At 67.6% G+C, this 9,454-nt stretch carries 8 protein-coding genes; 5 read left to right on the top strand and 3 right to left on the bottom strand.

Annotated features, from left to right (window positions below; genetic code table 11):
* Together AC1D1G_RS36185 and mreB are read left to right on the top strand one after the other, a co-directional pair.
* Window positions 1–199 (top strand): hypothetical protein (locus tag AC1D1G_RS36185; protein WP_477955886.1); only part of this gene is annotated, 199 nt, incomplete at its 5' end.
* Window positions 127–1,116, top strand: a complete 990-nt coding sequence (gene mreB / locus AC1D1G_RS36180) for a rod shape-determining protein (protein WP_025432626.1) — start codon at window positions 127–129, stop codon at window positions 1,114–1,116. The genes AC1D1G_RS36185 and mreB, both read left to right, overlap by 73 nt.
* Here mreB and AC1D1G_RS36175 read toward each other — a convergent pair whose 3' ends face one another.
* The 3 genes from AC1D1G_RS36175 to AC1D1G_RS36165 all read right to left on the bottom strand — a co-directional run bounded on the left by AC1D1G_RS36175 (window position 1,117) and on the right by AC1D1G_RS36165 (window position 6,968).
* Entirely contained in the window at window positions 1,117–3,972 is a 2,856-nt protein-coding gene (locus AC1D1G_RS36175) for an FtsW/RodA/SpoVE family cell cycle protein (RefSeq protein ID WP_283353171.1), read from the bottom strand.
* A gap of 19 nt (window positions 3,973–3,991) precedes the next feature.
* Window positions 3,992–5,224, bottom strand: coding sequence for a hypothetical protein (locus tag AC1D1G_RS36170; RefSeq protein WP_477955884.1), 1,233 nt, complete (start codon window positions 5,222–5,224; stop codon window positions 3,992–3,994).
* 214 nt (window positions 5,225–5,438) lie between these two features.
* Entirely contained in the window at window positions 5,439–6,968 is a 1,530-nt protein-coding gene (locus tag AC1D1G_RS36165) for a hypothetical protein (protein ID WP_283334208.1), read from the bottom strand.
* 204 nt (window positions 6,969–7,172) lie between these two features.
* Between AC1D1G_RS36165 and AC1D1G_RS36160 the strand changes: the two genes are divergently transcribed.
* From AC1D1G_RS36160 to AC1D1G_RS36150, 3 genes are all read left to right on the top strand, one after another.
* Window positions 7,173–7,655: a DUF1931 family protein gene (locus tag AC1D1G_RS36160; protein ID WP_283353172.1), complete on the top strand. Its 483-nt coding sequence runs from the start codon at window positions 7,173–7,175 to the stop codon at window positions 7,653–7,655.
* 188 nt (window positions 7,656–7,843) lie between these two features.
* The gene (locus tag AC1D1G_RS36155) at window positions 7,844–8,266 is read left to right on the top strand and encodes a hypothetical protein (RefSeq protein WP_105413897.1); all 423 of its coding nucleotides are present in this window, start codon (window positions 7,844–7,846) and stop codon (window positions 8,264–8,266) included.
* A gap of 271 nt (window positions 8,267–8,537) precedes the next feature.
* On the top strand, window positions 8,538–9,454 hold a 917-nt coding region (locus AC1D1G_RS36150), incomplete at its 3' end, for an APC family permease (RefSeq protein WP_477955882.1).

Raw genomic sequence — 9,454 nt, 5'->3', positions numbered from 1 at the left:
ACCGAGGACATCCCGCGGCCCTCCTGATCGCTGCCGGGAGTCTTCGGTGTCACGCAATACCTTCCGAACGACGCTGCGGCTGCGTAACATCAACATCATCTCGCTGGAATCCCTCTGGAGGCCGACGTGGGTGGACTTGGTATCGATCTCGGAACTGCCAACACTGTCGTCGGAACTCCCGACGACGGCATCGTACTGAACGAGCCGTCCTTCATGCTCGTTCGAACGAAGGATCCGCACCGTGCTCTCGCAATCGGCACGGAGGCGCGAAGTCTCGTCGGCCGCACTCCTATCGGAATCACGCCGGTTCGACCGATGCGCGACGGGGTGATCGTGGACCTGGAGTCGGCGCGGGCATTCGTCACGGCCGTCATCAAGCGGGTCTCCTCTGCACGGCGATACGGGCTGCGGCCCAAGGGAGTCATCTCGGTCCCCGCGGGTGCCACCCCGCTCGAGCGTCGGGCCCTGCTCGAGGTCGGCCACGAGGCCGGTTTGCGGAAAGTGGGGTTGGTACCGGAGCCGGTGGCGGGTGCGCTCGGTTGCGGAATCAACCCCATGGAACCACGCGCACACCTCGTCGTCGATATCGGCGGCGGCACTTCGGAAGTCACCGCCATCTGTTTCGGTGGCATTCTCTCTCACCGTAGTTGCCGCGTCGCGGGCGACGAATTGACGAACGCGCTATACCAGTACCTGAAGGCAGAGCACAAGATCGTCGTCGGCGAACTCACCGCCGAGCGTGCCAAGTTGGGTGAACCCGACAGCGCCGAGGGGCAGTCGCTCGTCGTCGAGGGCCGCGACGCCGTGACCGGCCGCGCACGCCTGGTGACACTCGAGACCGAAGAGATCGTGGAGGCGTTGCGGCCCACGACAACCGGAATCGTGCAGACATTGACGGAATGCCTGGACGACCTCCCCGCGCAGGCCATCGGTGACGTGATGTCGGAGGGGCTGCTCGTCATCGGTGGCGGCGCGTTGCTCCGCGGGCTGTCCCAGCTGCTCGAAGAGTCCTTCGGATTCCCGGTGAAGACCGCCGAGCGCCCGCTCACCTGCGTCGCCGAGGGCGCTACTGCCTGTCTGGTGCACCCTGAGGTGGTTGCCGCCTACAGCGCCTGATCAYCGAATCGGCGCCGGCGCGGGTGGTCGCGGAAAGTAGTGGTCGAGGAGTTTCTTGACCACGGGGCCCGCCGTCGCCGACCCGAAGCCACCACCGCGGATCAGCACCGACACCTGGATCTGGGGTGCGTCGAAAGGCGCGACCGCGGAGAACCAGGCGTTCAGTCCTTCTCCGGGCGCCGACGGGTCCTCCGCCGTGCCGGTCTTCGCGCCTGCCGGGACCGGGAGGTCCGCGAGTTGCCCGGCGGTCCCCGCCGACGCGGACGCCCGCATGCCTGCCCGGACGGGACCGAGCAGGTCGGCGAAGGGTAGACGCTGCGGCGCCGCTGTCGGTATGGGCACCGAGTCCGACCCGTACGCCGCGGCGAGCTGGGGCGTCACCATCGCGCCGGTGGCGATCCCCGACGTCCAGCGCGCCACCTGTATCGGGGTCGCGCTGACGGTGCCCTGTCCGATACCCATCAACAGGGTCGACCCGGGATACCAGGTGGCCCCGATACTTCCGACGTTCTCCGGGGTGCCGAGGAACCCCTCGGCCTCGCCGGGCAGGTCGATCCCGGACCGCCGGCCGACGCCGAGTTGCCCCGCGACGTCCGCCATCTTCTCCGGGCCCAAGAGTTCACCGAGCTTGTAGAAGTAGACGTTGTCGGACCACTGAATCGCCTGGAGCAGATTGTGCGGGCCCATCGGTTGCCAGTTCCGGAACGTGTGGCCGCCGTAGGTGTAGGCGGCGCCGGTGTCGATCACCGTGTCCGGCGACAGCACCGGGTACTGGGTATTCGCCGCCGCGACGACGATCTTGAAGGTGGAGCCGGGCGGGACCGCGGTCTGGGTGGCGTTGTTGAGCAACGGGCTCGGCCCCGGAGTCTGACTCTGCGCCGCGAGGGCGACGAGGTCGGCCGGAGGTCCGTAGACGTTGTTGTCGGCCCCCGGGACACTGGCGAGGGCCAGCACGGCTCCGTTCCGCGCGTCCATCACGACGGCGGCACCGAGGTCGCCCTTACTGGTGCGCATCGCCTCCACGAGCGCGTCGGTGGCCAGGTTCTGGACCCCGATGTCGAGGTGCAGGCGCAGATCGTGGCCCCGTACCGGGTCCACGCGTTCGCCGGCGGCCACCGGATGCCCGGACGGATCGACATACATGCACTGCTTGCCGTCGCTGCCGCGGAGCAGAGCGTCGTACTGCTTCTCGAGTCCCGCCTTGCCGACGCGTGACCCGAGTACGAGATGCGGCCAGCGTTCCATGTCGTCGGCGTCGGCGACGCCGACGTGTCCGAGGACAGAGGCGAGCACGGCACCGTACGGGTACTGCCTGCGACCGGACGGCACCACGAGCACACCGGGCAGTCGCGCATCCACGATGCGCCGCGCCTGGTCGGGCGCGACCCTGCCCACGGCCACCTGAGACTCCCCCTCGCCACCGGCCTCGATGAGGCCCGCCAACTCGTCGGGAGACGTGGCGAGCAGAGCGGCCAACCGGTTGCGGGTGTCGTCGTCGTTCTCCTCGAACATCCGAGCGACCACCGCCACGGCGTACTCGGCGACATTGACTGCGAGCGGAATACCGTTGCGGTCGAGGATCAGTCCGCGCTCTGCGGGCAGGCGGATGCACCGCATCATCTGCTGGTCGCTCATCGCCCGGAATTCCGCACCCCGGTCGTGTTGCAACTGCCAGGCGAACACCGACATCGCGACGAGTGCCGCGGTCATCGTCAGGGTGCCCGCCGACATTCCACGCGGGCGGCGTCGCCGTCGGGGATCCGGGGTCCACAGCGGTCGCGCGACGCCGTCTCGGCGCACCGCGAGCACCAGTCCGATGGCGACGAAACCGACGATGGCGGCGGTGCCCCCGTAACTGAAGAGGGGAATCGGCATGCCGGTATGGGGCAGAAGCGACAGACTCTGACCGATCGACACCAGCGCGTGGATGCCGAACAACGCGCCGATTCCGGCCGCGACGAGTGCGGCCTCGCGCGTGCGCGCCGTGCGCGCGGAGAGTGCAGCCCGCCACACGATGACCGACGTTGCCACCACGACAGCCAACCCGGCGATCAAACCCCACCCGTACACCAGGCTGGCGAACGCGAGATCGTGCTCCGATTCGGGAAGATACTCGGCCCGCACCGCGTACATCGGGTCGCGCGCCAGCCCCCACAGGCCACCGCTGCCGATCGCGATGTTCGCTTGCAACTCGGCCCATCCCGCGCCGGCGGGGTCGGCGTTGCTCGACAGGAACACGTGGACCCGTTCGAGCTGGTAGGGGCGGAGGAAGAGCACGGCCAGCGGAAGCGACGCGAGACCCAGCACGAACAACGGAACCAGGGGCAGCAGCGGGACGCGGGCGAGGATGAGCATGACTCCTGCCGTCGCAACGAGAACGACGGCAGTCGACAGGTCGGGTTGGAGTGCGACGAGTGCAATGGGTACGCCCCCGATCGCCAAGGTCGCGATGAATCGTGCCAGCGTGAACCCACCGGCGAGCATGCTCGCGGGCACGAGAACCAGGGCGAGCTTGGCCAGTTCGGACGGCTGGACGGTGAATACGCCGAAGTCCAGCCAGCGTTGAGCACCCTTGGTCGCGACCCCCGCGAGCGGCACGACCGCCAGCAACACGGTCGCCACGGTGAACACTGCCCAGCCGAAGGCGCGGAGATCACTCATCCGCAGGCGGGACACCACATACATGATGCCGAGACCGGCAACGGCGAAGAGCGTGTGGCGAACAGCGTCTGCCGTCTTCCCTGTCGAGAGCAAATTCAGAAGGCCGAGCACGACGAGAACGATCGCCGCACCGACGATCCACGGGTCGGATTCGTGCTTGTCGTCTTGCTTGTCGTCGTGCTTGTCGTCGTGCATCCCACCCCTCCCCCGGCGCTCAGCAGCGAGCGTTTTCGGCGGGCACCAGCAGCGGCTCGGACGCGGCCGTCGCCGGGGCGCTGGTGACGGCCGCGAGGGCGAGTGCAGCGCCCGGCGGCAGATCGGTCCGGACGATGCCGTAGACCTGTTGTGACCCGGGCTGAACGGGCAGCGTCACTTCGCTGGCGGGCCGCACCTCGCCGGTACAGCGGTCGTACACGTTCACCCGCCAGGTCACACTGCCGACAGCTGCTGCCGGATCGAGGCGAATGTCGACTCGGATCGCGCACGCCTGCCCGGGCAGGCACTCCCCGTTGGCGCGCGTGACCGTGACGAGGGTGATCGGCCCCGCACTCCCGGGGGCACCGATGTCGACGGGCGGCGGCGGCCGGCCGACATCGTTCGTCACCGGCGGTGGCTGATCAGCCCGGGGTTCCGGTGGAGGCGGCGACACGGGCCGAATCTGATTCTGCTCCGAGGGATTCACGGGATTCAGGACGGCGTCCCATCCCCGGCGCAGCTCCGACCACACCCGTGGAGCCATCCACGCTGCAGCGACGAGTATCAGGATCGCGATCAGGCCGAGTGCTCCCTGTCGCCGCGACGGCCGTCTCCTTTTGCGATGCCACGGATTCCGGACCGGTGGCAACCAGCCTGACGGTGCGAGCGTGGAACCCGTCGCCACATACGGCCAGTCCCGGACGTCCGTCCGCTCCTCCACCACCCCTGTGTCCGGACGCGGCCGTCCTGTGGTGGCCGCGACGAGCCCGGCAATTTGGCAGCGTTTCCTTCTCTCCTCGGCTGGGTCGACGTCGGGTGCGATCGCCTGACGAACCCGGTGCACCAACGCATCCAGATCTGTTGCTGCGGCGAGCGATTCGTGCAACCGGTCGGCCAGGGCCGTACCGGGACAGTTCGTCGCAATGCTGCGGAGAAGTTCGACCACCGCCTCGTTCATGTCTCGCCGGGACGCACTGCCCGCGCACTCGATCGTGAGATGCCCGGCGTCGGACACCGTCGCGTTCCGGAGGCGGAATGGGTAGGGCCCCTCGCCGCGCGCCAGTTCGAGCTGATCGAGCGCATCCGCGACGAGTAGTGCAGCCTGCGCTCGTGTCAACATCGCGACCGCCAGGAGTCTTCCGAGTGCGACACCGCGGACACCTTCATCGTGATCGATGTGCTCGGGCGGATCGGGTCGGGCATCGGCGGGTTCGGTTCTCCTCGCAAGGAGCCCTGTCACTGCTTCGATCATCGCGCACCCCGACGCTATGCCTCCCGCACGGTTGAGACGCGACCGGAGCGGGCGGCGGCGGACCTTGAGTTGGGCTTACTCGCTGCCGAAATCCATTACGCCTGCGTCATTCCATTTAACTCCGCGGCGTGCTCCGGCGTCCGAGAAATCGCCTCGTCCGCTTCGACACAATTCGGTGTCGTCGGTCGGGACAGCTGAGTCGCACCGCTGTCTGTCAGCTCCCACTCGGCGGCACCCCGAACGCGTGCATCACGACCGCACCCCAGTCCCGCCACATCGGGCACGGTGGAGAATCCCGGTGGTCCAGGAACCGGATCACCTCGTCGTCGAAGGCAGCCGAGGTGGGCAACGCGGAGTGCGCGGCGCGGACCGGGCAGCCATTGCGTTCGACGTCCAGCCGCCAGCCGTGCGGCATCAGGGGAAGATCGGCAGCCGAGGTGATACTCAGAACACGCACCTCCCCAGGCAGCGGCTCGCCGAGAATGGCCTGCGCACTGCCCGCGGTGCCGAGCAGTTGCCGCGCCGCGGGCGTGTCGGGGTCGAAGTGGAAGAAGACGAGGTCAGTCACCGGCGCCGCCCACCGCAACAGGTCGCCGAACACCCTGCCCCGTCGATCGCCATCCGGGGGTGGAAAGCCGAGCGGGGTCTGCGGAAAGACGCCCACCAGCACCAGCACATCGACCTGCGCCCGCCCGGTGGCAACCGCGTCCCACACAATCCACGCGGCGTGGGAATGTGCGGCAACGGTCAACGGCCGCTGCAGGTTCGCGGTCTGTTCGGCAAACAACGCGACCTGTTCCTCGACGGGGCGCTGCGTGTCGGCAGATTCGTACGGGGCCCCCGACCTGATCGGACACGTCGAGTCGCGCTGCGGCTGCCCGTCGCCGGGGCCGGCGTAGGAGAAGTAGTAGACCTGATCGCATTCGTAACCCAGCCGGTGCACGTCGGCCCGGGGGATGCTCCCCTGCCCCGATCGCGAATTGATTCCGGACATGAGGAACAGCGAACCGGCCTGTCGGGATCCGGGTTCCGGATCGTCATATCCTCGTGTCCGAACAAAGATCACCGACGCCGCCGTCACCATGACGAGCACGACAGCAAGCGCCGCAACGGGCCGGGTGACCGGCGCACGGTCCATCGCCCACACCGTCAGTCCCGTCGCCACAGCCGAGACCGGCACGAGCAGCACGGTGAGGGCCGGGGCCCGGTCGGCCAGAGCGCCGAGCCCGAGGACCGCCGCGCAGTACGGCACCATCACCTCGATCCGCAGGCCGCGGCGCCACGCCCGCGCCATCGCCTCGCGCAGGGTGACCCCGCCCTGCCACGGGACCGGGCCGAGGATCACGACCAGCAATCCGACCAACGCCACCGCCGGCCAGAACGCCCGCGAGTACAGCGTCGCGTAGGCGGTCGCGTCACCGAGCGCCGCAAGAAGGACGGGGCCGAACGCCGCCGCGTAGAACATCGCGGCGAAGCGGAGGCGTCGGGCATCGAGTCCACCGAGAAGCCAGGCCATCAGCAGGACCCGCACGGCCGACACCAGGCCCACCAGCACCAGGAACTGCGGCCACGAGTCGGTACGCACCAGCAGAAGTCGCAGGTCCGTGAACTGATCCAGCGGTGGCAGCGCGACCAGGTGCAGCAGTCCCGGCCAGACGGGAACCATCCCGCTCGCCGCGAGCACGACGACGAGCACCGCGACGGCGGCCAACGGCAACCACCGCGTCCATTTCGTCGACGTCATACCTTTCGCTGTACTCGCTGGTCGTGGTCCTGCACAACCCATGGGCCGACCGGCCAGGTAGGACAGGTTCTCTCCACGGGGCCCGGCCAGGGAAGCACTCGCAGCGGACGCTGGACGCCGTGGCGGACAACGGGATTCCGGACCGGGCATCATTTGCGCGCGGTTCGTCGGATGCGTGACCGCATCACGGAGGATGATCACCTCATGGAACGTGCGGAGGCCGGAAGCCATGGGACGCTCATGACGTTCGACCAGTTCGCGGACATCTTCCGGGACGTCGCCAGTCTCGGCGTCGTCCGAGACGACTTTCACCGATTCGACGACGTCGTCACCGCGAAACTCTACGACCTGCTCCTCGTCGCGCAGGAGAGCGCGGCCGCCCAGCACCGGCACATCGTCGAACCCACCGACCTGCCGATCACCCGAGGCCTGCAGGAGAACATCGGATTGTTCCGCGAGCTCGGACCCGGCCTCCGGGTAGATCCGATCGTCGAACGACTGTCCGACTACCCGCCCCTCGACGGCGTCCTCGCAACCGAAACCCGATCGGGGCTTCCAGACATCACCGGCGGACTCAGCGTCGCCCTCGCGCGCACCTTCCGCATCGTCTACCCCGAGTTGAGGACCGTGCGGGCACGGACGACGCACTGGTCGGTGATCAGTACCCTCGTCGACCTCTACCTCTGACGTCGCCGACCGCGGCAGAGCACTGTTCTTTCGTGAATGCGAAACACCCCCAGGGGTGGAAACATCCACCCCTGGATGGATGTCCGACCACCCCTTCAGGGGGCGTTGTCGGACCCCCCTTCCGGCGAAGACTGGTGTTCGTCCACAAGGGACACGGAAATTCACACACCACACTCAGGAGCAACGCAATGAACTCGACGAAGACACGCATCGCCGCAGCAGCCGCAACGGGCGCCGCCCTCGGATTGGGAATGTTCATGGCCCAGAGCGCCACTGCCGCCGCCGCACCCGCCCAGTCGACGTTCCCGCAAGTCGTCTCCCCCGAATCCGGACTCTCGCCGTACAAGGTCGAGGTCAGGGACCGAATCGGCTGCGCAAACGCGTGGCCCATGGTCGCCTGCGACGCCCCCGACGAAGACGTGCCCCCGCAGGTGACCCTCGTCGAGCCCGGCACCACTCTGGTCGAGCCTGGCGGCACAACCCTTTACGGCCCCGCCGCCGCGACCGTGAACTCCCAGCAGGGTGCCACCATCCACCAGGTCTACTACCCCCTCGAGCCCGACGACGGGGTGATCTCCCACTCGCTCGATCCCGATATGCCCTGGATGTGACATCCGGTCGACACCGACTCACTCTGGATCGATAGCACTCTCTCGCGGCCGCCGGGGCCATTGGCCTCGGCGGCCGAGACGTGTGGGCTGACGCGCCCCGCGCGCATCTCGGAGTATTTAGAAAGACGAACCATCGATGACATCCGAATCCATGAGGTGGAGGATGAAACAGACCGGTCTCGCTCTGATCGTGGAACGGGTCTCGTTGTGACGGGTCGCTTCAAGCGAATCGACTTCTCCGCAGTTCCCGACTGAACGTGAGGCGGCCGAGATGACGGCAGAAAACGTGATGGGCGCACAGAGCGCCAATCAAGAATGTGAAGACTGCGGCTACAAACCGGAGCTGAAGCGAACTCTGGGCTCCTTTCAGGTGTTCGCTGTCTCGTTCGCATTCATCTCGGTGGCGGTCGGGATCTTCGGCACCTACGACGACGTGCTTCGAGACGCGGGGCCGGTGGGGATCTGGCTCTGGATCATCGTGGCGCTGGGGCAGACCCTGGTGGCGCTCGTGATCGCCCAGTTCGCGGCCCGCATCCCACTCAGCGGCTCCTCCTACCAATGGGCCTCGCGGCTGGCCAACCCGAAAGTCGGCTGGTTGTTCGGTTGGCTGACCTTCTGTTACCTGGCGCTGGGCGTGGTGACGGTCGACAATGCGATGGCGAGCAGCGCCCTCATGCCACTGTTCGGCATGCAGCCGGACGAGGGCACGGCACGCATGATCACGCTCGTCGTGGTGCTTGTTCAGGCGGTGCTCGTCGTGTTCTCTACGCGCCTCGTCGGCTTGATCACGTCGGGCGCGGTGGGGCTCGAACTGGTGATCGTGGTGGTGCTGGCGATCGGGCTCTTCGTCGCTGTCGCAATCTCGGGCGAGGGCTCGGTCGGCAATCTCACCTCGCGCGGTATCACCGAGGGCGCCCCCAACTATTTCGCTGTCGGCGGTGGGTTGATGGCTGCGATGATCATGGGGCTCGCCACGCTCGTCGGCTTCGACTCCGCGGCGAATATGGCTGAGGAGGCCAAGGATCCGTTTCGCAGCGTCCCGCGCGCGATCGTGGGATCGGTCGTGGCGGCGGCTGTGCTGGGACTGGTGTTCCTGATCGCGCTCACGATCGCGATCAAAGATATCCCCCGGGTGAGCGATAGTGACACGCCGGTGGCGGCGATCCTGCGCGATCAGCTGGGTCCGGT

The organism is Rhodococcus sp. P3_B8 (assembly GCF_056402775.1).
This window is presented reverse-complemented; position numbering and strand designations above follow the sequence as displayed.

Coding starts and splice junctions, on each gene's coding strand:
- AC1D1G_RS36165 (WP_283334208.1), bottom strand. CDS start 6,968: ATGACGTCGACGAAATGGACGCGGTGGTTGCCGTTGGCCGCCGTCGCG.
- AC1D1G_RS36170 (WP_477955884.1), bottom strand. CDS start 5,224: ATGATCGAAGCAGTGACAGGGCTCCTTGCGAGGAGAACCGAACCCGCC.
- AC1D1G_RS36155 (WP_105413897.1), top strand. CDS start 7,844: ATGAACTCGACGAAGACACGCATCGCCGCAGCAGCCGCAACGGGCGCC.
- AC1D1G_RS36160 (WP_283353172.1), top strand. CDS start 7,173: ATGGAACGTGCGGAGGCCGGAAGCCATGGGACGCTCATGACGTTCGAC.